The 24,163-nt window shown below is 61.2% G+C and carries 21 protein-coding genes; 5 read left to right on the top strand and 16 right to left on the bottom strand.

The features are described 5' to 3' along the window. Positions 1 to 26: 26 nt before the first annotated feature. Both SFY93_RS10695 and SFY93_RS10690 read left to right on the top strand, forming a co-directional pair. Positions 27 to 941: a DMT family transporter gene (locus SFY93_RS10695; RefSeq protein WP_068731383.1), complete on the top strand. Its 915-nt coding sequence runs from the start codon at positions 27 to 29 to the stop codon at positions 939 to 941. Positions 942 to 989: 48 nt separating this feature from the next. After that, positions 990 to 1,790 (top strand): sugar phosphate isomerase/epimerase family protein, encoded by an 801-nt coding sequence (locus SFY93_RS10690; RefSeq protein ID WP_320447058.1) that lies wholly within the window; start codon positions 990 to 992, stop codon positions 1,788 to 1,790. 62 nt (positions 1,791 to 1,852) lie between these two features. Here SFY93_RS10690 and SFY93_RS10685 read toward each other — a convergent pair whose 3' ends face one another. Further along, entirely contained in the window at positions 1,853 to 2,146 is a 294-nt protein-coding gene (locus SFY93_RS10685) for an antibiotic biosynthesis monooxygenase (protein WP_089263582.1), read from the bottom strand. A 153-nt stretch (positions 2,147 to 2,299) separates the two neighbouring features. Next, positions 2,300 to 3,271 carry an iron exporter MbfA gene (gene mbfA / locus SFY93_RS10680; protein WP_309947304.1) on the bottom strand — a complete coding sequence of 324 codons (972 nt, stop codon included), beginning with the start codon at positions 3,269 to 3,271 and terminating at the stop codon, positions 2,300 to 2,302. A 408-nt stretch (positions 3,272 to 3,679) separates the two neighbouring features. Here mbfA and SFY93_RS10675 point away from each other — a divergent pair, with 408 nt between their 5' ends. Further along, complete coding sequence (locus tag SFY93_RS10675; protein WP_320447057.1) at positions 3,680 to 4,666, top strand: Bug family tripartite tricarboxylate transporter substrate binding protein; 987 nt, start codon at positions 3,680 to 3,682, stop codon at positions 4,664 to 4,666. Positions 4,667 to 4,974: 308 nt separating this feature from the next. Continuing rightward, on the top strand, positions 4,975 to 6,330 hold the full coding sequence (locus SFY93_RS10670) for an esterase-like activity of phytase family protein (protein ID WP_320447056.1): 1,356 nt from the start codon (positions 4,975 to 4,977) through the stop codon (positions 6,328 to 6,330). Positions 6,331 to 6,445: 115 nt separating this feature from the next. On the opposite strand, the gene SFY93_RS10665 is transcribed toward SFY93_RS10670, so the two are convergent. From SFY93_RS10665 to SFY93_RS10615, 11 genes are all read right to left on the bottom strand, one after another. Continuing rightward, on the bottom strand, positions 6,446 to 8,131 hold the full coding sequence (locus tag SFY93_RS10665) for a methyl-accepting chemotaxis protein (RefSeq protein ID WP_320447055.1): 1,686 nt from the start codon (positions 8,129 to 8,131) through the stop codon (positions 6,446 to 6,448). Positions 8,132 to 8,310: 179 nt separating this feature from the next. Further along, positions 8,311 to 9,999: a cache domain-containing protein gene (locus SFY93_RS10660; RefSeq protein WP_320447054.1), complete on the bottom strand. Its 1,689-nt coding sequence runs from the start codon at positions 9,997 to 9,999 to the stop codon at positions 8,311 to 8,313. Positions 10,000 to 10,291: 292 nt separating this feature from the next. Beyond that, complete coding sequence (locus SFY93_RS10655; protein WP_320447053.1) at positions 10,292 to 11,971, bottom strand: methyl-accepting chemotaxis protein; 1,680 nt, start codon at positions 11,969 to 11,971, stop codon at positions 10,292 to 10,294. Between the two features lie 201 nt (positions 11,972 to 12,172). Further along, a complete protein-coding gene (serA, locus tag SFY93_RS10650; protein ID WP_315840882.1) occupies positions 12,173 to 13,762 on the bottom strand; it encodes a phosphoglycerate dehydrogenase in 1,590 nt (529 codons plus the stop codon). Positions 13,763 to 13,989: 227 nt separating this feature from the next. Continuing rightward, positions 13,990 to 15,162, bottom strand: a complete 1,173-nt coding sequence (locus SFY93_RS10645; RefSeq protein WP_320447052.1) for a phosphoserine transaminase — start codon at positions 15,160 to 15,162, stop codon at positions 13,990 to 13,992. Between the two features lie 220 nt (positions 15,163 to 15,382). Then, a complete protein-coding gene (locus SFY93_RS10640) occupies positions 15,383 to 15,841 on the bottom strand; it encodes a GNAT family N-acetyltransferase (RefSeq protein ID WP_414717140.1) in 459 nt (152 codons plus the stop codon). A 2-nt stretch (positions 15,842 to 15,843) separates the two neighbouring features. After that, entirely contained in the window at positions 15,844 to 16,425 is a 582-nt protein-coding gene (locus tag SFY93_RS10635; protein ID WP_320447740.1) for a glutathione S-transferase family protein, read from the bottom strand. A gap of 98 nt (positions 16,426 to 16,523) precedes the next feature. After that, positions 16,524 to 17,294, bottom strand: a complete 771-nt coding sequence (locus tag SFY93_RS10630; RefSeq protein ID WP_320447050.1) for an outer membrane protein — start codon at positions 17,292 to 17,294, stop codon at positions 16,524 to 16,526. A 154-nt stretch (positions 17,295 to 17,448) separates the two neighbouring features. After that, a complete protein-coding gene (locus SFY93_RS10625; RefSeq protein ID WP_320447049.1) occupies positions 17,449 to 18,318 on the bottom strand; it encodes an outer membrane protein in 870 nt (289 codons plus the stop codon). Between the two features lie 374 nt (positions 18,319 to 18,692). Then, the gene (gene glmM / locus SFY93_RS10620; protein WP_320447048.1) at positions 18,693 to 20,039 is read right to left on the bottom strand and encodes a phosphoglucosamine mutase; all 1,347 of its coding nucleotides are present in this window, start codon (positions 20,037 to 20,039) and stop codon (positions 18,693 to 18,695) included. A 250-nt stretch (positions 20,040 to 20,289) separates the two neighbouring features. Continuing rightward, the gene (locus tag SFY93_RS10615) at positions 20,290 to 20,475 is read right to left on the bottom strand and encodes a hypothetical protein (RefSeq protein ID WP_320447047.1); all 186 of its coding nucleotides are present in this window, start codon (positions 20,473 to 20,475) and stop codon (positions 20,290 to 20,292) included. A gap of 123 nt (positions 20,476 to 20,598) precedes the next feature. Between SFY93_RS10615 and SFY93_RS10610 the strand changes: the two genes are divergently transcribed. Continuing rightward, positions 20,599 to 21,738, top strand: a complete 1,140-nt coding sequence (locus SFY93_RS10610; protein ID WP_320447046.1) for an alpha-hydroxy acid oxidase — start codon at positions 20,599 to 20,601, stop codon at positions 21,736 to 21,738. 7 nt (positions 21,739 to 21,745) lie between these two features. Here SFY93_RS10610 and SFY93_RS10605 read toward each other — a convergent pair whose 3' ends face one another. From SFY93_RS10605 to SFY93_RS10595, 3 genes are all read right to left on the bottom strand, one after another. Next, positions 21,746 to 22,549: an alpha/beta hydrolase gene (locus SFY93_RS10605; RefSeq protein WP_320447045.1), complete on the bottom strand. Its 804-nt coding sequence runs from the start codon at positions 22,547 to 22,549 to the stop codon at positions 21,746 to 21,748. 25 nt (positions 22,550 to 22,574) lie between these two features. Beyond that, on the bottom strand, positions 22,575 to 23,204 hold the full coding sequence (locus SFY93_RS10600; RefSeq protein ID WP_320447044.1) for a hypothetical protein: 630 nt from the start codon (positions 23,202 to 23,204) through the stop codon (positions 22,575 to 22,577). Positions 23,205 to 23,276: 72 nt separating this feature from the next. Then, on the bottom strand, positions 23,277 to 24,122 hold the full coding sequence (locus SFY93_RS10595) for a shikimate dehydrogenase (protein ID WP_320447043.1): 846 nt from the start codon (positions 24,120 to 24,122) through the stop codon (positions 23,277 to 23,279). Between the last annotated feature and the right edge of the window lie 41 nt (positions 24,123 to 24,163).

Below are 24,163 nucleotides of genomic sequence, written 5' to 3'. Positions count from 1 at the left end.
GGAAAGCTGCATTGACCATCGAGCCGATGACCCCTTCCGCTCCGCCGCGACAAACGATCGTCGGCTGGTTCGCCAACCAGCCTTATCTCCTGCTCAGCCTCACCTCGCTGTTCTGGGCCGGGAATATCGTGCTCGGCCGCTATGTCGCCGGCCACGTACCGCCAGTGACGCTGGCCTGCGTGCGTTGGATCGGGGCCTTTTTCCTGTTGCTGCCCTTCGCCTGGACGCATCTGCGCACGGACTGGCCGGTTCTCCGCGCGCAACTTTCTCTCATGACCATGCTGGCGCTGACCGGCTTCGCTGCCAATACGGTACTGGCCTATTGGGGCCTGAAATACACGCAGGCCCTGAATGCGCTGCTGATCCAGTCGTCGGGCCCCCTCTGCGTCGCGCTGTGGACGCTGATCCTGTTCGGCGTGAGGCTGACGCTGGCGCAACTGCTCGGCATTGTGGTCTCCATGGCCGGCGTGCTGATCATCATCCTGCGCGGCGATCTCACCGCACTGGCCAGTATCCAGATCAACAAGGGCGATGCGATGCTGTTCGCAGCGCTGCTCGTGTTCGGCATCTATTCGGCGCTGATGCTGCGGCGGCCGGTGACGCACCCGATGTCGCTGATTGCTTTCACCACCGCGGGCGGCGCGATCCTGACCCTGCCGGTCAGCATCTGGGAACTCAATTCCGGTTCACCGCTGATCTTCGACACCGTAACGCTGCTGACGCTCGCCTATGCCATGATCTTTCCGTCGGCGCTGGCCTATCTGTTCTTCAATCGCGGCATCGCGCTGATCGGCCCGAATCGGGCGGCACCATTTCTGCATCTCATGCCGGTGTTCGGATCGGTATTGGCCATCGCGTTTCTCGGCGAACAGCCGCAACTGTTTCACCTTATCGGTTACGTGCTGGTGCTGTCGGGCGTATTCATCGCATCACGGCGATAGACCGAACATCCGCTCCGGCCAGCCTGACATCGGGAGTAGAAACATCACATGACCGTTTTCTCGCTCGCCCACCTCACCGTGCTATCGCTGGCGCCGCCAGAGATGATCGACGTTGCCGCGCGCTGCGACTACCGGAGTGTCGGACTGAGACTGATCGCCGTGACCGCGGAAAGCCCTGGCTACCCGCTGATGAACGACAAGGCGATGATGCGGCAAACCAAGGCGCGTCTCGCCGATACCGGACTGCACGTGCTCGATATTGAACTCGTCAAGATCACGCCCGGGATCGACGTCGCGGCGCTTGAGCCGATACTCACCGCCGGCGCGGAGCTCGGAGCACGCCATGTCATCGTCGCGCCCTATGATCCCGACTTGTCCCGCCTCGCCGACCGACTGGCGGCCATCGCCGATCTTGCGGCGCGATACGGCATCATGCCGGTGATGGAGTTCTTTCCCTGGACCAATGTGTCGAACCTGCACAAGGCGCGCGCCATCGTCGAGACCGCAGGCCGCGCCAATGCGGGTATCCTTGTCGATACGCTGCATTTCGACCGCTCCGACAGCAGCCTCGCCGAACTCGACGACATGCCATCGCGCTTGCTGCCGTTTTTCCATTTTTGCGATGCTCCGGCGGAGAAGCCTGGCACGGTGGAAGGACTGCTGCACACCGCGCGCGCTGAACGGCTGCCACCCGGCGACGGCGGCATCGACCTCTGCGCCATCGCCGCGCACCTGCCGAAGCATATTCCGGTCGCGCTCGAAGTGCCGATGGATGCGCTGACCCGGGAGCGCGGCCCCGAAGTCGCGCGCCGCGCAATCGCCGGCGCGAAGCGCCTGCTGGGAGATTGAGAATCTAGCGAGTAATCTACGCGCACACGCCACCGCCCGGCATAGCACCTGTCCCGCGCGCGTTATGCCAACGTATGAACGATAACCGGCCCGGCTATCGCTGTGGCTGGTCCAATCAGCAAGGGCGCCAGATTCTGTTCGCTCCACGCGAGCCCGCGTCGGTTCGACTCCTCGGCGCCCGCGAAATTGTTGAAGATGCTGATCGCCGTCACCGTATCGTCGGACGCATAGACCACATAATAGGCCATGAAACCTTCGACATCACTGATGATCGGAATGGCACCTTCCTTGATCCTGCGCGTCAGTTCCTCAGCCATGCCGGTCTTTGCCTTGCTCTGACGAATGGCAGCATACATGGGACGCTCCTTCACCCGTAAGCTGCCCGCGATCGCACCTGCCGCGATCATGCATCGCACACACTCATCATCGGCGGGACGAGCAGCAGGGTTTCCCGCGCATAGAACCTACGCCATCCCGCGCAACGACGCCATCTGACGCCTCCCCACCCGCTACGCGCCTCCGATCAATATTCCCACCGCCAGAACGATGACGCCGCCAAGCACCACCTGAAAGACGGCCTGCAGGAACGGCGTATCCATATAGCGCGCCCTGATATAGGCGATGGCCCAGAGTTCGAAAAAAACGACAACACCCGCGATAGCCGTCGCGATCCAGAATGCATTCGGCCAGCTGTCCGGCACGAGATAAGGCAGAGTATGGCCGAGACCGCCCAGCGTCGTCATCAGCCCGCAGATGCCCCCACGCAACCACGGCGAGCCGCGTCCGGTCATGGAGCCATCGTCCGACAGTGCTTCGGCGAAACCCATGCTGATGCCGGCGCCGATCGACGCGGCGAGGCCAACAAGGAATGTCTGCCAGTTGTGATGTGTTGCAAACGCGGCCGCAAACAGCGGCGCCAGCGTCGATACGGAGCCGTCCATCAAGCCCGCAAGACCTGGCTGGACATATTGCAGGACGAACATCCGGTGGCGGGTGTTGTCCTCCACCGTACGAACGTCGGACGTCAGGATGGCATCCGATAGTTTGGCCGCGAGATGCTCGTGTCCTTTTTCCAGCTCGGCCAGATCGCCCAGCAACTTGCGAACGCCGACATCCGTCGCCTGCTCGGCAGCCCTGGCGTAAAAGCGCTCGGCCTCGAACTCCATCCTCTCGGCCTCCTTGCGGATGGTGTCGAGCGACAGGTTGCGCGTGAGCCAGATTGGTCGGCGGCGGATGAAGCCCTTGACGTCTTCGCGCCGGATCGGCGGAAGGTTCGGTCCGAAGCGCTCCTCATACATCTGCAACAGCAGATGCCGGTGGCCCTTTTCCTCTTCGGCCATCTCGCTGAAGACTTTCGCGGAATCGGGATAGCGCTCTGCCAAATCCTCGGCGAAGCTGAGATAGATCCGGCTGTCCTCTTCCTCGCTGGAGATCGCAACCGCTAGCACCTCGCGTTCGGTGAGCTCAGAAAACGCCTTCATATCAATGCCTTAATTAATTTAGAACTATTCTAATTTATATAAGAGCTGCTTTGCATTTGTCAAAGAGCTTTGCGCCTGCGCGGCGCTGAACCTGTCCGCTGGTCGGGAAGCAATAGCGGGGACGAGAAGGACCGCGACGAAACGACCGTGCGTGCTCCGGAGTTCGCCCCGGCATTCGCACCGACCCCGACGTGGAGATGCTGCGGAGATCAGCGGCCGTCTGCAGGTGCTGTCGCTCACGAACGCGATAAGGTCGACCCGGTGCAGCAGACGTCGATGCATGGCCTACACCATCGACAGCGCGCTTACCTGAACTGCATACCTTTCCGCTTCCGTGCGTCACCGACCTCCGCTAGTTTGCCCGCAACAAATGTGGGCTACCAAAGCCGATTCAGGGAGAAAAGCGGAATGCACGGACTTTCAGTTCTTCGCGGTGTGGCGAGCGCATCGTTTATCGGAGCGCTGCTGTTGGCGACCCCGGATGCCGTCGCACAAACCGCGAATTATCCAAACCGGGCGATCACGCTGGTGCTCCCTTTCGCCGCCGGCAGCGGCACTGACACCACGACGCGCCTGATCGCCAAGGAACTCGGCACCGCACTGAACGCCAACACCGTGATCGACAACAAGGCCGGCGCCAATGGCTCGATCGCCGCCAGTTTCGTCGCTCGCGCCCCCGCCGACGGTTACACGCTGTTCGTCACGACCAACACGACGCATTCGGCCAATCCTTTTCTGCTCAAGACCATGAGCTATGATCCGATCAAGGATTTCACGCCGATCGCGCGCACCGGCGACCTGCCCTTCATGCTGGTGATCAATCCTGAGATTCCCGCCAACTCCGTGGAAGAGCTGATCGCGCTCGCCAAGAAAGAGCCGGGCAAGTACTCCTACGCATCGGGCAGTTCGTCGGCGATCGTCTCGGGCGCGACCTTTGCCCGCCTCGCCAAGCTCGATCTCCTGCACGTGCCTTACAAGAGCTCACCACCGGCGCTCACCGATGTCATCGCCGGCCGTGTCAGCATGATGTTCGTGGACGTCCCGACCGGCCTGCCGCATGTCAACGCCAAGGCGTTGAAGTCGCTCGCGGTGACCACCAAGTATCGCTCCAAACTGCTGCCGGATCTGCCGACCATGGACGAGGCCGGCGTGAAGGGCTTCGACATTACGTCGTGGCAGGGCTATCTCGGCCCGGCCAACATGCCGAAAGACATCGTCGTCAAGCTCAACGCCGAAATCCGCAAGATCGTCGAGCGCCCCGAAATCCAGAAAGACCTGGCCAACCGCGGCATGGAAGCCTTTTCCGGTACGCCGGAAGAATTCGACGCCTTCCTGAAGGATCAGCTCAAGGTGTGGGAGAAGCTGATCACGGATGCGGGGATCGAGAAGCAGTAGGCGCATTTCAGATAGAACCGCACGGCAGGTATGTTCGTCATGCCCGGCGAATGCCGGGTATCCACGTCTCGGCCACAAAGAAGACGTGGACGGCCGGGACATCCAGCGAAGCCGCGCTTCGCGCTTTGCCCGGCCATGACGTGGTTTTGCGTGGGTTGAATGAAGAGGAACCGCGCCTAACCCGCAGACTCGGCGACTGCATGTCGCAGGGTTTTCCCCTCTCGTCATTTTCTTGTCACGGAACTGTCAGCGCAGCGTAACGCCCGCGCCCCAGAACACGCCGCATGGTCACCACAAAGGAGACAACCATGCGCAGCACATTCCTCTGCTCCGTCGCTTCCCTCGTCATGCTTTCTTCCGCAGCCTTTGCGCAGTCGGAAGGCGAATTTCCAGCCAAGCTCGCCGGCCATGCCGTGCTGCCGGCGACGTCGACCATCGACGCCCCTGCCGACGCACCGAATGACCTGAAGACCTCGGGCAAATACACCACCGGCAAGCGCGTCGACGCGCTCGGCACCGTGATGGGCAAGTCCTATGAGCGCGCCACCGGCATCTCGCTGCCGATGAAGGGCCAGCCGCTGCAGGGCCATTCCGGCATCAAGGTGATGCCCGACGGTTCGTTCTGGGTGCTGACCGACAATGGCGCCGGCTCGCGCTACAATTCGGCCGACTACATGATCTATCTCAATCATCACAAGATCGACTGGAAAAACGGCAGGGTCGAGCGTCAGGCCACCGTGTTCCTGCACGATCCCGACAAGAAGGTGCCGTTCCGCATCGTTCATGAAGACACCGCCAAGCGCTATCTGACCGGCGCCGATGTCGACACCGAAGGCTTCCAGATCGTTGGTGACAATTTCTGGATCGGCGAAGAATTCGGCCCCTATATCATCAAGGCCGACAAGACCGGCAAGGTGTTGGCCGTGTTCGACACCGTCGCCGACGGCAAGCCGGTGCGCTCGCCTGACCATTGGTCGGTGCAGTCGCCGGGTGCGCCGGGCGCCACCTACACCACGGTCAATCTGCGCCGCTCCAAGGGCTATGAAGGCTTCGCCTCCTCCAAGGATAGCAAGTTCCTCTACGGCCTGCTCGAAGGACCATTGTGGGATGCCGAGAAGAAGGACTGGGAAAAGGTCGACGGCAAGGAAGCCTCGCGCATCCTGGAATTCGACGTCGCCAACGAGAAGTTCACCGGTCGCTACTGGCAGTACGTGTTCGAACAGAACGGCAATGCCATTGGCGACTTCAACATGATCACCGCCGACAACGGCCTGATCATCGAGCGTGACAACGGCGAAGGCACCAAGGACAAGGCCTGCGCCGACGGCAAGCGCGGTGAAGACTGCTTCCCGGATCTCGCCAAGTTCAAGAAGGTCTACAAGATCGAACTGAACGACGCCAATGTCGGCAAGCCCGTTCGCAAGATCGGCTTCATCGACCTGATGAAGATCCAGGACCCGAACAAGCTGGCCCGCAAGCCGCTGAATGATGGTGTGCTGACCTTCCCGTTCTTCACCATCGAGAACGTCGACCAGGTTGATGCCACCCATATCATCGTCGGCAACGACAACAATCTGCCGTTCTCGTCGAGCCGCGAGCCGAACAAGGCCGATGACAACGAGTTCGTGCTGCTCGAGGTCGCCGACTTCCTGAAGGCGAAGTAAGCAACGCGAGCAGGCATCAGCCTGAACGACGAAAGCCCTCCCGCAAGGGAGGGCTTTTTACGTTCGAGCGCGATCTACTTTCCTCTCCCACAAGGGGAGAGGGGAAGAAGAGCCTCTACGCAGCCCGCACCTTGGTCAGGAACTCGTCCACCGCCGTCCGCAACATGCCGGACTGGGTGTCAAGCTCCCTGGCATTCGACAACACCTGCGAGGCCGCCGTCCCGGTCGCTTCTGCTGCGCTGCTGACGCCGCCGATATGTTCGCTGATTTCACTGGAGCCCGCCGCGACCGACTGAATGTTGCGCGCGATTTCCCGCGTGGCCTCGCCCTGCTCCTGGACGGCCGTGGAGATGCTGGTGGTGATCTCGCTCATCTGCGCAATGGTGCCTGTAATGGCGCTGATCGAAAGCACGGCTTCGCTGGTGGACGCCTGCATGGCGGCGACCTGGGCGGAGATCTCTTCGGTAGCCTTGGCGGTCTGGCTCGCCAATGCCTTCACTTCAGAGGCGACGACCGCAAAGCCGCGGCCGGACTCGCCGGCGCGCGCCGCTTCGATGGTCGCATTCAGCGCGAGCAGGTTGGTCTGGGAGGCGATGCTGTGGATCAACTGAACCACTTCGCCGATCTTCTCCGCGCCGCTGGACAGCAGCTGAACGGTCGCATTGGTGCGCTCCGCATCGCCGACTGCCTTGCTCGCAATTTGGCTCGACTGCGAGACTTGCCGTAAGACTTCGCTGACCGAAGCCGACAATTCCTCGGCAGCGGCTGCAACCGTGCTAACATTGTCCGACGACCGCTCCGACGCGGCTCCGACCGTCGATGCACGCGAACTGGCATCGCTGGCGGTCGCCGTCATGGATTGCGCGGTGGTCTGCATCCCTGCCGCTGCCGCCGATACCGAGCGGACAATCCCGTTGACGCTGCGTTCGAAATCATCGGCGATGCTCTCCATGGTCGAACGACGCTCGGCAGACGCGCGCGCCTGCGTCTCGGCTTCGATCTTGTCGAGCCCGCGGATCCGGACCGCATTGTCCTTGAAGACCTGAACGGTCGATGCCATCGCACCGATCTCATCGCCGCGCCCGGTCCCGGGAATGTCGTCCTCAAGCGCGCCATCGGCCAGCGTGCGCATCCGCACACCGAGCTGACCGAGCGGGCGGCTGATGCTGCGACCGATCATCCAGGCGATGCCGCCTGCAACCGCACCAATGGCAAGGATCGCCAAACCGAGCGCCCAGATGATCGGCTTCAACCTGGCATCGAGGTCTTCCAGATAGGCTCCCGCGCCCACATACATATTCCATCCCGGGATCGCAGCGGCATAAGCAACCTTGCGCAGCGGCTCCGTCTGGCCGGGTTTGACGTAGTCATAGAACATCGTGTGCTCGCCTTTGGCAGCAACACTGTCGCGCCACTCGCGACCGATCGCCTTGCCATTGGTCACCACCTCGAGACGGTTCTGACCGATCTGCTTGGCATCCGGCGACAACACCGTCACGCCGTCCATCATGGAGCCAAACAGGTAGCCCGCGCCGTTGTCGTAGGTCATCGTATTTGCACGACGACCGAATTCAGCCATCGCGGCTTCCTTGGTGAGCTGGCCGGCGTCGACTTGTTTCTGCAATCCAATCGCCACGCTGCGCGCGGCATCGACGAAGTGGCGAAGCTCCTCGATCCTTGAGGTCATCATTTCGCGCTGAACGAAATATCCCGCGAGAACGCCAGACGCGCACAGACCAAGCAACATGACACCCACCAGAATACCTAGCTTGGGCGTGATCGTCAGATTACTTATCTTCACAATGAGTTCTCCAAAAAAGGTCGCGGGTGCAAATACCAATTGAGGAGAAGAATACCGAACAGACCTTTTTTTGTTCTTTACAAACCAAAACCGCAAATCATCGAGCCTGTGATACTTGATGATGAGCAACGATTGCAGCGCTACAAGAGCTCGCCCTCCGCGAGAGAAGAGGAAAGGCTCTACGCTGCGCGAACCTTCGCGAGGAATTCATCCACCGCCTTGCGCAGGATGCTCGACTGGCCATCCAGCTCCTTTGCATTCGACAGCACCATGCCTGCCGCCTGCCCCGTTGCTTCCGCCGCTGCGCTGACGCCGCCGATATGAGCGCTGACCTCGCTCGAGCCAGCGGCAACCGACTGGATGTTGCGCGCGATCTCCTGCGTGGCCGAACCCTGCTCTTCCACTGCCGCCGAGATCGTCGTGGTGATCTGGCTCATCTGCGCGATCGTGCCGGTGATGGCGTTGATCGAGTTGACAGCCTCCTGCGTCGACGCCTGCATCGCTGCAACCTGCGCGGAGATTTCCTCGGTCGCCTTGGCCGTCTGGCTCGCCAGTGCCTTCACTTCCGACGCGACGACCGCAAAGCCACGGCCGGATTCACCGGCGCGTGCCGCTTCGATGGTTGCGTTCAGCGCAAGCAGATTGGTCTGCGAGGCGATGTTGTGGATCAGCTGCACGACCTCGCCAATCTTCTCGGCGCCGCTGGAGAGCTGCTGCACCGTCGCATTGGTGCGCTCCGCATCGCCCACGGCCTTGCTGGCGATATCGCTCGAGGCTGCGACCTGACGCAGCACTTCGCTGACCGATGCCGATAGTTCTTCTGCCGCTGCCGCAACCGTGCTCACATTGTCAGATGAGCGCGCCGATGCCGCACCGACCGTCGATGCGCGCGAGCTCGCGTCGCTTGCTGTCGCCGTCATCGACTGCGCGGTGCTCTGCATACCGGCCGCGGCGGTGGAGACGGAACGGACGATGCCGTTGACGCTGCGCTCGAAATCATCGGCGAGGCTTTTCATCGCCGCACGGCGTTCGGCAGCAGCACGGGCCTGCGATTCCACCTCGATCTTGTCGAGCCCGCGAATGCGCACCGCGTTGTCCTTGAACACCTGAACCGTTGCGGCCATGGCGCCGATCTCGTCGCCGCGGTCGACGTCGGGAATCGCTTCATCCAGCGCGCCATCGGCGAGACCGCGCATGCGCGCGCCGAGCCGGCGAAGCGGGATGGTGATGCTGCGGCCAATCATCCAGGCAAGCGCGCCGAGAATGAGGATGACGGAAAGCGCCGCGATCATCACGGTGCGCGCGCTCTCCCAAAGTTGCGCCTGCAGATCGTCGATATAGACGCCGGTGCCGATCACCCAACCCCAGGGCTCGAAGCCGACGACATAAGACAGCTTCGGCTGCGGTGCGTCCTTGCCGGGCTTGGGCCACAGATAGTCGACGAAGCCGGCCTTCTGCTTCTTCACGACATCGGCGAATTCGACAAACAGCCGCTTGCCGTTCGGGTCCTTGTTCCCGGAGAGATCGCTGCCGTTCATCTCGGGCTTGATCGGATGCATCACCATGCGCGGCTGCAGGTCGTTGATCCAGAAGTAATCGCCATTGCCGTAGCGCAGTTTGCCGATACGCGCCGCTGCGGTCTTGCGCGCGGCCTCGTCCGACACACCGCTACGCTGGATCGTCGCGTATTCTTCCTGCGCGATGCCGAGCGCCAGCTCCGTAAGATGGGTCAATTCGCTCTGGCGCTGCTGCTTGAGCGAGTCGCCGAGGGTGTTCAGCTGCATCCAGGCCAGCCCGGCGAGGCCAAGAAAGCTCAAGCCAATGATGCTGTAGAGGCGAAGGCCGATCGAAATTTTCAAACGATTCATGGGAAGTATCCCTGTAAGGCGCGCTGAAATAAGCGAGTCACCATCGCAGGGTGTAGTTTCGAGTTCGTGAAGTGGTGTGTAGTTCCGTTTTTGCAACCGCGGTTATAGGTTACCTAGAATGCGCCAAAAATCCCGCCACAGGTATCTGCGCACCACTATGAACTATCATTGTGCAGATTTTAATTTGGTGGTGCTGCGATACGACGCAGCGGTCGAAGCTCAATAGTTCAGGCAAGTCCCAGCCTGGTAGCTCCCCGAGCACAGCAAAGCCGCGCTCGGGGAAAGATTTGACTCAGGCCGCTCTCACCTTGGCGAGGAATTCATCCACGGCGGTGCGCAGCATGCCGGACTGGCTCTCCAGCTCCTTTGCATTCGACAGCACCTGTGACGCCGCGGAGCCGGTGGCCTCTGCAGCGCTACTGACTCCGCCGATATGATTGCTGATCTCATTCGCGCCGGCCGACACCGACTGAATGTTGCGCGCGATTTCTTGCGTCGCCGTGCCCTGCTGCTCCACCGCCACAGAGATCGTGTTGGTGATCTGACTCATTTGCGCGATGGTCCCGGTGATGGCGCCGATCGATGCAACGGCCTCGCTGGTCGATGCCTGCATGGCGGCGACCTGCGCCGAAATTTCCTCGGTGGCCTTGGCGGTCTGGCTGGCCAGCGCCTTCACTTCGGATGCCACCACCGCGAAACCGCGACCGGACTCGCCGGCACGTGCGGCTTCGATGGTCGCGTTCAGCGCCAGCAGATTGGTCTGGGAGGCAATGCTGTGGATCAGCTGTACCACTTCACCAATCTTCTCAGCGCCGCTCGACAGGATCTGAACGGTGGCATTGGTGCGCTCGGCATCGCCCACCGCCTTGCTGGCGATCTCACTAGAGGCCGATACCTGACGCAGCACTTCACTGACTGACGCCGACAATTCCTCCGCAGCCGCCGCGACCGTGCTGACATTATCGGACGAGCGCGTCGAAGCTGCGCTGACCGTCGCGGCGCGCGAGCTTGCATCGCTTGCCGTCGCCGTCATCGACTGCGCGGTGCTCTGCATACCGACTGCGGCGGTGGAGACCGAGCGGACGATACCCGTCACGCTGCGCTCGAAATCCGTGGCCATCGCCTCCATGGCGGCGCGGCGCTCCGCGGCGATACGGCCCTGCGCATCCGCCTCGACCTGTTCGAGCGAGCGGATACGCAGCGCGTTGTCCTTGAACACCTGAACCGTCTTGGCCATCGCACCGACTTCATCGCTACGGCCAACGCCGGGAATTTCTTCATCCAGCGCACCATTGGCGAGCGACTCCATGCGCGATCCCAGCATGCCGAGCGGCCTGGTGATGCTACGGCCGATCAGCCACGCGATCGCGCCCGCCACTGCGGCAATGGCCAGCATGGCCAGGCCGAGCGCCCAGATGATGGGCTTCAGATGGGCGTCGAGGTCATCGAGATAGGCACCGGTGGCAATGAACATGTTCCAGCCGGGAAGCGCCGCGGCATAGCCCATCTTGCGCGACGGGACCTGCTCATTGGGCTTCTGGAATTCGTAGGTCAGAATCTTCGTGCCGTTGGCTGCGACGCCGTCGCGGAATTCACGCGTAATGGCAACGCCACTGACCTTGACGTCGAGTCGGTTGGATCCCGGCTTGAAGCCCGGCAGATGAACCACCTCACCGTCCATCGTGTAGATGAACAGATAGTTGCCGTTGTCATAGGTCATCGGCTCGATGCGGCGTACCAGCTCGGCGGTCGCGGCTTCCTTGGTGAGCTTGCCTGCTGCGACATCCTTCTGGATGCTGGCCGCTACGTTGGTCCCGATTTCGACGATCGACTTCAGCTGCTCGGTTCGCGCGGAGAGCATCTCGCTCTTGACCATATAGGCGGCCAGAATGCCCGCGGCGCAGAGGCCGATCATGGTGACGGCCACCAGAACGACGAGCTTGTACGTAATACGGATATTGGCGAGCTTCACGGCTGTATTCCCCCGGGCGTGCGATTTTCGATCGCTGATTCCTCGGAGTAAAATGTATCGGGGTAGTGTTCCCAAATCCTTACACGTGCGGGGCGGGGCAAACCTGCCGCGCCGACCTGAATGTGAACATTTTCCGCAAAACGAAAAAATCCCCGCCTTTCGGACGGGGATTTCGGCAATGTCAGTTCGGGTAAGAGACACTCAGAATGTCAGCGCCTTGGCCTGTTTCACCTGCGGCAGCGCCTGCACCTTGCTCAGCACATCGGCCGGCACAACGCCGTCGATCTCCACCAGCGCGATGGCGTCACCGCCCTGTTCGTTGCGGCCGAGATGGAAGGTTGCGATGTTGACCTTGGCGTCGCCGAGCAGCGAGGCGAACTTTCCGATGAAGCCCGGCTTGTCCTCGTTGGTGACATAGATCATCGACTTCCCGAATTCGGCATCGACGCGGATACCCTTGATATCAACCAGCCGCGGCTTGCCGTCATGATAGACGGTGCCGGACACCGAGCGTTCCTGCCGTTCGGTGATAACAGTGACGGTGATCAGGCTTTCGTAATCGCTCTGCGCCGCGCGTACCACTTCATCGACCACCATGCCGCGCTCCTTGGCAACGGCCGGCGCGGAGACGACGTTGACGTCGCCGAGCATCGGCCGCAGCAACCCGCTCAATGCAGCAGACGTCAGGGCCTTGATCTTCATTTCGGCTACCGCGCCTTCATAGGTGATCTGCACCTTGGCAATGCCGGTCTCGGTGAGCTGGCCCGCGAACGAGCCAAGCTTCTCGGCGAGTTCGATGAACGGCTTCAGCTTCGGTGCTTCTTCCGCGGTGATCGACGGGAAGTTGACCGCGTTGGAGATCGCGCCCGACAGCAGATAATCCGACATCTGCTCGGCGACCTGCAGCGCGACATTCTCCTGCGCTTCGGTTGTCGATGCGCCCAAATGCGGCGTGCAGATCACATTGGGATGGCCGAACAGCACGTTCTTGGTGGCCGGCTCCTCGACGAACACGTCGAAGGCAGCGCCGGCGACATGCTTGCTATTCAGCGCATCGACCAGCGCCTGCTCGTCGACCAGACCGCCGCGGGCGCAGTTGATAATGCGCACGCCGGGCTTCATCTTGGCGATGGCAGCGGCATCGATGATGTTCTTCGTCTTCTCGGTGAGCGGCGTGTGCAGCGTGATGAAGTCGGCACGCTTGAGGAGGTCGTCGAGTTCGACCTTCTCGACGCCGATATCCTTGGCGCGCTCCGGCGACAGGAACGGATCGAAGGCGATGACCTTCATGCGCAGGCCAAGCGCGCGGTCAGCCGCGATGGCGCCGATATTGCCGCAGCCGATCACGCCCAGCGTCTTGCCGGTGATCTCGACGCCCATGAAGCGGTTCTTCTCCCACTTGCCGGCCTGCGTCGACGCATCGGCCTGCGGGATCTCGCGGGCGAGCGAGAGCATCAGTGTGATCGCATGTTCGGCGGTCGTGATCGAATTGCCGAACGGCGTGTTCATCACGATGATGCCCTTGGCGGTCGCCGCAGGAATTTCGACATTGTCGACGCCGATGCCGGCGCGGCCGATCACCTTCAGGCGCGTCGCCCTTTCGAGAATCTTCGCAGTTGCCTTGGTCGCTGAGCGAATGGCGAGGCCGTCATAGTTGCCGATGATCTCGGCAAGCTTGTCCTTGTCCTTGCCGAGGTTCGGCTGGAAGTCGACGTCGATGCCGCGATCCCGAAAGATCTGCACAGCGGCGGGAGAGAGAGCGTCGGAAATGAGAACTTTGGGGGCGGTCATGGAGTTGTTCCTGACATGAAATGGGATGAAGGCGCGGCAAACACAGCAAGCTCCTTCTCCCCGTTCTTACGGGGAGAAGGTCGGGATGAGGGGCCGCTTTCGACCCGCAAACGCTGAGTTTGGTGAGACGGCATACCAGGCCCCTCACCCGGCGCTACGCGCCGACCTCTCCCCGCCAAGCGAAGCTTCGCTTCGCCTGAGCGGGGCGAGGTTAAGAAAGCACCTAACTACGCCGCCTTGGCGAGCGAGGCCTTGGTCTCGGCAAAGGCCCAGTCGATCCACTGCGTGAGGATCTCGACATCCTTGGCTTCGACCGTGGCACCGCACCAGATGCGCAGACCAGCCGGCGCATCGCGATAATGCGCGAAGTCGAAACCGGCATTTTCCTTCTCGACAGCCGCGACCAGCTTCTTGGCGAAGTCAGCCTGCGCGTCCGGCGATAGCGCGGTGATCGCGGGATCAATCACCTTCATGCACACCGACGTGTTGGAGCGGATCGCGGGATCAGCTGCCAGGAAGTCGATCCACGGCGTCTTCGCTTTCCAGTCGGCGAGCGCCTTGGTGTTGGCATCGGCACGCGCGATCAGCGCCTTGAGACCGCCGACCGACTTGGCCCAGCCGAGCGCATCGAGATAGTCCTCGACGCACAGCATCGACGGCGTGTTGATGGTCTCACCGACGAAGATGCCTTCGTTGAGCTTGCCGCCCTTGGTCATGCGGAAGATCTTCGGCAGCGGCCATGGCGGCGTGTAGCTCTCCAGACGCGCGACGGCGCGGGGCGACAGCACCAGCATGCCATGAGCCGCTTCGCCGCCGAGCGCCTTCTGCCAGGAGAAGGTGACGACATCGAGCTTCGCCCAGTCGAGCGGCTGCGCGAAAGCGGCCGAGGTCGCGTCGCAAATGGTCAGGCCTTCGCGGTCAGCCTTGATCCAGTCGGCATTCGGTACGCGCACGCCGGAAGTGGTACCGTTCCAGGTGAAGACGATGTCCGAGTTCGGATCGGCCTTCGACAGGTCGGGAAGTTCGCCATAGCCGGCATGCAGCTTGGTGACGTCCTTGAGCTTCAGCTCCTTGACGATGTCGGAGACCCAGCCCTCACCGAAGGATTCCCAGGCGATGGTGGTGACGGGACGCGGCCCGAGCAGCGACCACAGCGCCATCTCAACGGCGCCCGTATCCGATGCCGGCACGATACCGATGCGGTAATCGGCGGGCACTTCAAGCACTTCACGCGTCAGATCGATCGCGAGTTTGAGCTTGTTCTTGCCGATCTTCGCACGGTGCGAACGGCCAAGGGCTGCGTCGGTGAGTTTTTCGGGGGTCCAGCCGGGGCGCTTGGCGCAGGGGCCGGAGGAGAAATGCGGCACGTTGGGCCGCGAAGAAGGCTTCGCTGCAGTCATAATCTATCCTTCCAGATAGCTAGCCTCCCGTTGGGGGGAGGTGTCCCGCTGGCGTGGATATGGGAACCAACCCGGAGCGTCAAGCGACTTCCGCGCTATCACGCGTGATTGATGGCCGGATGACGTCGCCCGTCCCGGCGTACCACCATCGGTTTTGCTGATGCCTTGCAATGACGGCGCCGCGCGGCGTCCGCCGGACGAGATGGTGATCGCGCGTTGCCTAGAAGCGGAACGTCATGCCGACATGGCTGTCGGCGAAACCGAGCCGCTTGTAGAATCGCTGGGCATCGACCCGGGTCTGATGCGTCAGCAGCTCGACAAGTTTGCATCCCCTCGCCTGTGCCTCGCCAATGGCCCATCGCACCAGTTGTTCGCCGACACCCTGGCTGCGCAGCGTCGTCGACACACGAACATCCTCGATGAGGGCACGCGAGGCGCCCTGCGAGCTCAAGCCCGGCAGGATGCAGAGCTGCAGGCATCCGACCACGCTGCCATCGCCGCCTTCTGCAACCATCAACTGGATATTTGGGTCATGCGCGACCTTGTCGAAGGCCTCGCAGTAAGATTGCGGCAGCGGATCCTCGATGCGCTCGCGGCCACGGCCGAGCGCATCATCGGCCAACATCGCCACGATCGCTGCAACGTCCTCGCGGCACGCCGGCCGCAGTACGACCTTCATGCTCATACGATGCCCAACGCCGTCTCGCTGTCGGCGATCCAGCGCCTGATCGATGCATAGCCATCGAGATGGAAGCCGCCCTCATGGGCGACGCGCGTATAGGCCAGCAGCGACACGTCCGCCAGCGATATGCGATCACCGACAAGGAAGCGCGACGAGGTCAGATGATGTTCCATGCGCGCCAGCGCGAAATAGCCGCGCTTGAGCTTTTCGGGATCGAGATCCGAAATCGTCTTGCCGAGATAGACAATCTGATAGCGGCACACCGCGATATAGGGCTCGTGGCTGTATTGTTCCCAGAACAGCCATTCATCCATCTTGGCGGCTTCATAGGCATCAGCGGGGATCAGATCGCTGCCGCGGGCAAGATAGCGGATGATGGCATTGGACTGCGCGAGCGGGCGGCCGTCATCGAATACGACGGTCGGCACCTGCCCGGCGCCGTTGAGCGCCAAAAACTCCGGCGTCCGGCTCTCGCCCTTGCTGGTGTCGACATTGATCCATGTGTAGGGAAGCTTGAGGTGATCGTTCACCCACTTCACCTTCAGGCAATTGCCGGAATTCAGATCGCCATAGATTTTCATGATGAGTGCCCCACATTCAACCAGTGTGAGAGCAGCATTCAGCATAATCGTTGTCAACAACGGCGCGGGTCGCAGCCCGCGCCGTGCGTGCCCGACGATCAGAACTTGTAGCCGAGACCACCGCGCACAGTGTTGATGTTAATATCAACAGGCGTCGCAAAACGTTGATATTCATACTCGGCGCGCAGGAAGAACCCAGCGACCAGCATGACGTCCACACCAGCACCGACAGAATAGCCGTAGACGAAATGATCTTTCTGGCTGGATCTGGTCGTAACCAAGGGGTCGAAATTGCCAAGCAGGCTGACGGTCCGGTCGATATCTGCACGTCCCAACGCAAAGCCTGCGGACAAGTATGGCAGGAAGTTTCCGATCACATAGCCGGCGCGCCCTCGCAGTGAGCCAAAATCTTTCATATCGACCGAGGCCACTGAACTTGCCTGGGTCGCGAGCTGACCGAGGCCGTTGATGTATCTGAAAGGAGTGGGCGACGATCCGCCATGAAAATTCCCATGAGCAAAGCTCGCGTCCAATCCGAGGACCACATCTTCCCACTGTGAATTGTAGCCGATAAAGCCGCCGTAGCCGGTCCGTTGATCGCTGGATTTTCCGAGCTCCGGAACGTCTTGCAACGTCAATGGCGAATATGCCATCAAGCCAGTTGCAATCTGGTCGTTCGCGCCTCTGAAATTCATGTTGGACGAGCCATAACTGGCCTGCCCGCCGACATAGAAGCCGTCCCAGATCGCGCGTGTTGAGCTCAGTCCCTCGGGGAACGAACCGCGGAGCACCGGAAAATCCGGCATGTCAGCCGCTTGAGCGGTTTGCACTGCGCCCAGCAGCGCTGCAGCGATCAGAAGTCTACGCATCACGACAATTCCTCAACTCACCGAACTGTCTCGATCATCCGCTGTTAACCTTAATCATTGGTTGCGATGATACTACCCGTGCAAAACAAAACGGCGCGGGAATCTCCCGCGCCGTTAAGGTCTCTTAAGATAGTTGAGGCGATCAGCGCTTGCCTTAGCCCTTGCGGATCAACGGCGGCGGCGCATAGGCCGGCGGGCTGTCGAGGTTCCAGCGCACGCCGAGCTTCAGGTCATGCGAGGTGATGTCCTTGAACTGCATCGCCACGCCGCGGGTGAAGCCGTCATAGGTCGAGACCGGCCCGGTCTGGCCATCGCCGAGATTCATGTAGCTGTAGCCGAGTTCGACGGTCATTGCCGGATTGACCTTGTAAGCCAGGCCCGTGTGCAGGGCCCATGCGAAGTTCCACTTCGATGCAGCCGGTGCACTTGCGTAGCTCGGGAACGGGCCGCCGATGAAGGGCACGCCGCCGGCGGAGCCGACATTGATCGCACCGTTATCCGTGTAGTTCCCGATATTGACGCGAGCCATGCCGACGCCGGCGCCGACGAACGGGGTCACGCACCACCAGGTACCGAGATCGACGTAACCATTGGCCATCACCACCCATTCGGACTTGGTGGCGTTATAGTTGTTGACGCCGGTACCAACGAGGCCGCTCGACGGGAACGTTACGTGATCGGTGCCCTTGAAGTTCGAATTGCCGCGATACTGGCCGGTGACGTCACCGCGGAACCAGTTGTTGAACTGATAGCCGACGCCGAGCTGGAAGATGCCAGCCGTATCGAAGGCAGTGGTCTGCTGAAGCGAGAGGAGATTGGCGTTGCGACCGTCACCCATCTCGATGTTCTTGACGCGTTGGTTGCTGAAACCGATATCGCCGCGCAGGTACCAGCCACCGAAATCTTCGACCGGCGGCGGCGCATACATCTGAGGCGGTGGAGCAATGGGCATGTCGGCAGCGAGAACGGCGGTCGACATCAGGGAAGCCGCGCCCGCGGCCAGAATGAATTTAACGCTACGCATTGGCTTCGTCCTTTTGGGCCAAAGAGGCAACTAATGGAGGCCTCACACTCGGAAACTCACAAACGGACGATGACACCAACTCCTTAAGCGGCGCTTAACCCTAACTTTTAAGGTTGATATTTGGTGACGAAAATGCACGCAAATTCCATCACGCCACTGCGTCGCCACAGTTACTAACAATGTCTTGCTATCAAAACGCGCTGCAATGCGCCGCGGCATCGCCAGAGGTTAACAAGGACTTAGCTGCCTGGAGCGAGCTATCAAAACGCGGAAGAGCCGCCTCACCCGATCAATATTCGGGCAAGACGGCTCTTCATGTCAGTTCGGCAGTGATCGCGCGCTGGCGCCTTGGCCAGAGCGAACGAACAAGAATCTTACGCCGCGGCTGCGTGGCCCAGCGCGTCAACGATGGAATCCACCACTTCCTCGACCATCACGCGGTCATCGCCCTCTCCCATTACGCGGATGACTGGCTCCGTGCCCGACGGGCGGATCAGGAGACGACCATGACCATTGAGGCGTTGTTCGCCGGCAGCGATGGTGGATTTCACTTCCGCATCATCGAGCGGCTTGCCGCTGCGATAACGCACATTCTTCAGAATCTGCGGCAACGGATCGAACAGGTGGCAAACTTCCGACACCGGCCGACCGAGCTTGGTCACCACGGCCAGCACCTGCAGCGCGGCCACGAAACCGTCGCCTGTCGTCGCATGGTCCGACATGATGATATGGCCCGATGGCTCGCCGCCGACATTGTAGCCGTGCTGCAGCATCTGCTCGAGCACATAGCGATCGCCCACCGCGGTGCGGATGAGGTCGATGCCCTGCCCCTTCAGGAAGCGCTCCAGACCGAGATTTGACATCACAGTGGAGACAATGCCTGGCTTGGCAAGCCGCCCGTCTTCCTTCCAGCTCTGCGCGATAACGGCGAGCAACTGGTCGCCATCGACCAGATGGCCACGCTCGTCGACCATGATCAGCCGATCGGCGTCGCCATCCAGCGCAATCCCGATATCGGCGCGCATCTCGCGCACCTTGCGGCTCAGCGCTTCCGGTGCGGTCGATCCGCATTCCTTGTTGATGTTGAAACCGTCGGGCTCGACACCGATCGAGATGACGTCCGCGCCGAGTTCCCAGAGCGCCTCCGGCGCCACCTTGTAGGCGGCGCCATGGGCGCAATCGATGACGACGCGCAAACCATCGAGGCTGAGATTTCGCGGCAGCGTGCGTTTGGCGAATTCGATGTAACGATCATGCACCCCGTCGATGCGGCGCGCCCGACCGAGGCTGGCGCTCTGCGACAGTCTCTTGTCGAGATTCTCGTCGAGCAATTCCTCGATTCTCTTCTCGACATCGTCCGACAGCTTGTAGCCGAGCGGTCCGAACAGCTTGATGCCGTTGTCCTCGAACAGATTGTGCGATGCGGAAATCATCACGCCGAGATCGGCGCGCATCGACTTGGTCAGCATCGCCACGGCTGGCGTCGGCATCGGCCCGACCAGCAGCACATCCATGCCGACCGACGTGAAGCCTGCCACCATCGCATTTTCGATCATGTAGCCGGACAACCGGGTGTCCTTGCCAATCACGACACGATGACGGTGTTCGCCGCGCTGAAACACAAGACCTGCAGCTTGCCCGACTTTCAGTGCCAGTTCCGGCGTGATCAAACCATTGGCGCGGCCGCGAATGCCGTCTGTCCCGAAATATTTACGGCTCATGGTAACCCCCAATGCCCTCGCGCCTTGCGCAATGGCTCAAAACCCTGTCTCAGGCGACTGACCCATTGGCAGCGCCATATATGTGACGGACTTATAAGGCTACGGCCCCTAAAATCGCTTCAAAAAATATGATGAATCATTACCAAGGCCCGGAGCACGCGATCGACGACAAGCCATTGATATTACTTATATACCTTACCTTTCATGTAATGTCTTCGATGGACCATCAGCCGACCGGAACCCGGCCCGCTCAGCCCTTTCGCTTGATATGCGCGTCCGCCTTTGAATGGGCAGGCTGGGTCACACTGACCGGATCGGAGCCCGGAAAAGTCTCCTCCAACCCTTCGTCCAGCGCAACTTCCAGCTGTCGCTTTTCTTCGTCCTCGGCTGCCTTGCCGGCCCCGTGCGCCGCTGGATTTGTCTTGGAGCCGGACATTCTGGCCTCCTTCAATTTCGACGACATCCCGATGACAAGGATGATATGGCGGACCGCCTAACCATGCTAGATGACACCGAAACAAGCAAATACAAGCAAAGACAAGAACGGCTGGGACATCTCATGAAGCATATCACCTGCATCGAAGATCTTCGCCTCGAGCACAAGCGCAACGTGCCGAAGGCGTTCTTCGATTATGTCGACCATGGCTCCTATAGCGAAGACACGTTCCGTGCCAATTGCGAGGATCTGCAGAAGCTGAAATTCCGCCAGCGTATTCTGGTCGACATCGCCAATCGCGACACCTCGACGACCATTCTCGGTGAGAAGGTCACCATGCCGCTGATCTGCGCACCGGTCGGCTCAACTGGCTTGCAATATGGCGACGGCGAAATTCACGCCTGCCGGGCGGCGCAGGCGGCGGGCATTCCCTATACGCTCTCGACGATGTCGATCAATTCCATCGAAGACGTCGCCGAGAATGTCGAAAAGCCTTTCTGGTTTCAGCTCTATGTCATGAAGGATCGCGGCTTCATCAAGGAATTGATCGAGCGCGCCATCAAGGCGAAGTGCAGCGCGCTGGTGCTGACCGTCGATCTGCAGGTGATCGGCCAGCGTCATGCCGACATCAAGAATGGCCTGTCGGTGCCGCCTCAGATCTTGAATGTGAAGAACCTGATCGATTTTATGAGCAAGCCCGGCTGGCTGGTGCGCACGCTGAAAGCCAAGCGGCGCAACTTCGGCAACATCGCCGGCTTCGTGAAGAACACCGACGATCTCGGCTCCGTCGCACAGTGGACAGCATCGCAATTCGATGCGTCGTTGAACTGGAAGGATCTCGACTGGATCCGCAGCATCTGGCCCGGCAAGATCGTGATCAAGGGCATTCACGATATCGAGGATGCCCGCGAAGCCGTGAAGGTCGGCGCGCAGGCGATGGTCGTGTCCAACCACGGCGGACGTCAGCTCGACGGCGCACCGTCGTCAATCTCGGTACTGCCGGGGATCGCCGATGCCGTCGGCTCGGAGATCGAAGTGATGTTCGACAGCGGCATCCGCTCGGGGCAGGACGTGATGCGTGCGCTCGCACTCGGCGCCAAGTCCTGCATGATCGGCCGCGCCTATATCTACGGCCTCGGTGCCTATGGCGGCCCCGGCGTGACCAAGGCCCTGGACATCCTGCGCAACGAACTCAGCGTGACCATGGGCCTGTGCGGCGTGAATTCGATCGCCGAGATCGACAGGCACGTGCTGGTGCAGTGAGGACTCGTCAGATCGCCGCGTCGATCCACGCGGCGATCGTATCGACGACTTTTTGCTCGATGCCGTAATAGCCGTGCGGAGACAGCGATCCGCAATCCGTGGACGAGCGCTGATCTCCGCCACTGACCCTGAGGACCTCGACGCGCGGCGCGCCAGTCATCGCTGCTGCGATCTTGTCGGCGTCTTCCGGCGGTGCCACATTGCAGCGATCGTCTGAATTGGCAACGACGAGTGCGGGCACATTGACTCGTTCAGGATGCGCGTCGAACACCGTCTCGTGGCTGCCACCAAGGCGCGACACCGACTCAGTGAGCACGATACCTGCGATCTGACCGTCACGCAGATTCGCTGCGCCGTTCATCGCCGCAATCGAGCCTTGGCTGGTCCCGAGCAGGAAGACCGGTCCCGGCGCCTGCGCGTGAGCCGCAGCGACGAGATCGCCCACAAGTGCTGCATATTGCGGCGAGCTGCGCAGCCCGCGCAAGTTCTGACTATCGACGGCGTCGGAGATCAGCACCGCGAAACCCGCAGCATTCCAGAGCACGCGCGAACGGACGACGAAGTTGTTACCGTGCGCTATTTCGCCATCCCGGGCGATGCCTACATCGCCTGTTCCGCCGGGCAGCATCACGATGGTTGCGCGTGGATGCGATGGACTGACGTAGAGCACGCGCTGCTGATCGCCGCCATGAACAGGCAGGTTCAGCACCCGCTCCGTCGTTGAGGGTGATGTCTGCGCAGCAGCGAAGTGCGGCGCAGACAACAACAGAGATGCGAGGATGAGGCACGGTGCGAGGAATGGTCTGCGCAAGAGCTTCTCCGCTGTTTCGAGTTTCTCACATCGGCGGCGTCAACCCATCCAGCCCAACATTGACCCGCGCCGTCTCGAAAGTGCCGTCATCCTTCTTGGTAGCGCCCATGATGATGATCTTGGCGCCGGGCTTGAGTTCATCTTTGTTGCCCGGCACGAATGTCACGATCGGTGTGTCAGGCGTCACGGTCACTTTCTTTTCCCCGTCCTTGTACTTCACCGTCACCGTCTGGCCATCGGAGGCCTGGACCTTCTGATCGACGGTGGCATTGGTCATGCTGCTGTTGGGGCGCAGATCCCAGGGGCGCGAGCCTTCGCCGGTGCCGCGCATCGCTTCCGGAAAGATATGGATCGCGATGGCCTTTTGCGACCCATCGGCCTGTGGCATGCCTGTCACGCCGATATAGGAGCCGGGCTTCACCTCGGCCATTGTCGTTCTGGCAATGCCTGTGACGGTGACATTGTCCGTCATCTTCACTTTACGCTCATCGCCGTCGCGCGTCTTGATCGTCAGCACCGCGCCATCGACGGCTTCGATGGCACCACGGATGCGCAGGGGTTGCGGCTGTTGTGCCGATGCGGCAGAAATCAGCAATGAACCAGCGAGAAGTGAGCCCGCAAACACGCGAGCCGAAGTCGATACGATCGAAACCATAGGGGAATTTCCTTTGAAGACAGCGCCCACCGCTGCAAATGGAAACCCTGAGGCCAAATAGCTATTCCCCGCTCACGCCACTGTGAGATCGGCCTCGATGAGGCGACGCAGTTCCGGCGTCACGTCGGGACGCTGCCCGAACCATAGCTCGAAACCACGCACGGCCTGATACAGCAACATGCCGAGTCCATCGGCAGTGCGGAGGCCTCGCGCGCGGGCCGCGGCGAGCAGCGGCGTGTCGAGCGGCACGTAAACGAGATCGGCGACGACCGCCTGGTCAGGCAACAGATCGAGATTGACGGCCAGTGGCGGCTGGCCACTCATGCCGAGCGACGTGGTGTTCACGAGCAAGGATGCGCGCGGCAATATGCTGGCGACATTCTCCCACGCCAGCGGCACGACACGCGAACCGAATTGCGCAGCCATTGCCTCAGCGCGATCGAGACTGCGATTGGCGACATAGACATGCTTGATGCCGCGATCGAGCAATCCGAACACCACCGCGCGAGACGAGCCGCCGGCGCCAAGCACGAGGGCATCGTCGGTGTGGTCCCAATCGTGCGCGCAATGATCGAGATTGTCGATGAAGCCCTCGATATCCGTATTGGTCGCGCGCAGCGTGCCGTGGTCGTACCATAGCGTGTTGGCAGCCCCGACCGCCCGCGCGCGGCGATCCGGGGAGGTCAATTTCAGCACGCGCTCCTTGTGCGGGATCGTCACATTGGCGCCGATGTAACCGTGCTTGGAGAGGTTCATCACGAATTCGGCTACGCCTTCCGGCGGGATCGACTCGATGCTGTAACCGCCCGGAATATCCATGCTGCGCAGCCAGTGATGGTGGATCAGCGGCGAGCGCGAATGCGCGGCAGGCCAGCCGATCAAACAGGCGGCGCGGGGCGTGGTCTCGTTCGGCATCATTCATCCTTCGCTTCAGGCGGAAGCGTGCGTAGCATAAAAAT

The sequence above is a fragment of the Tardiphaga sp. 42S5 genome (genome assembly GCF_034044155.1).
GTDB lineage: Bacteria > Pseudomonadota > Alphaproteobacteria > Rhizobiales > Xanthobacteraceae > Tardiphaga > Tardiphaga robiniae.
This window is presented reverse-complemented; position numbering and strand designations above follow the sequence as displayed.